This window comes from Clostridium puniceum (genome assembly GCF_002006345.1).
GTDB classification, from domain to species: domain Bacteria; phylum Bacillota; class Clostridia; order Clostridiales; family Clostridiaceae; genus Clostridium; species Clostridium puniceum.
Window position 1 is genome coordinate 1 of record NZ_LZZM01000170.1, and the last position, 515, is coordinate 515.

The following is a 515-nucleotide window of genomic DNA, read 5'->3' on the forward strand; positions in this document are numbered from 1 at the left end:
AACACTTTTAATAATTGCTACTAATATGCCTACTATTGCAGTTGCTGCTATTGGTGCAATTTGATTAATTAATAATTCTTTCATATTATCTATCTCCTTCTAAATCATCTAATCTTTTATGTGCTGATTTTGCTGATTCCTCAACTTTGGCAACTCTTTCTATGACTCTATTGATTTTATTGTCTTGCATTTTCATATCTAATTTAATATCATCAACACCCCTAGATATATAATTAAGCTGTATTTCTAACTTTGTTTGGGAGTTACTTTCCTCTTTAATATCATTTTTAAATGTTCTTTTAAGTCCAATAGCTCCAACTAAAATTCCAATTAGAGCTGATGCCATTCCGATAATTATGTTTATTTCATCCATAGTTCACCTTCCTAGTTATATCTCGTGGTAATAACCTCATATCCCTTATATAGACTTACTTTTAACATTGATTACATATACTTATAGTAAGTGATTTTTGCATTATAATATTGTAAATCTCAACTATTAATAATAAAGGGTA

The 515-nt window shown here is 28.0% G+C and carries 1 protein-coding gene; it reads right to left on the reverse strand.

The window, feature by feature from the left end; genetic code table 11:
* Positions 1 to 85: 85 nt before the first annotated feature.
* A complete protein-coding gene (locus tag CLPUN_RS13300; RefSeq protein ID WP_077847753.1) occupies positions 86 to 373 on the reverse strand; it encodes a hypothetical protein in 288 nt (95 codons plus the stop codon).
* Between the last annotated feature and the right edge of the window lie 142 nt (positions 374 to 515).

Excerpts from the sequence above, each read along its gene's own strand:
- CLPUN_RS13300 (WP_077847753.1), bottom strand. The coding sequence starts at position 373 with ATGGATGAAATAAACATAATTATCGGAATGGCATCAGCTCTAATTGGA.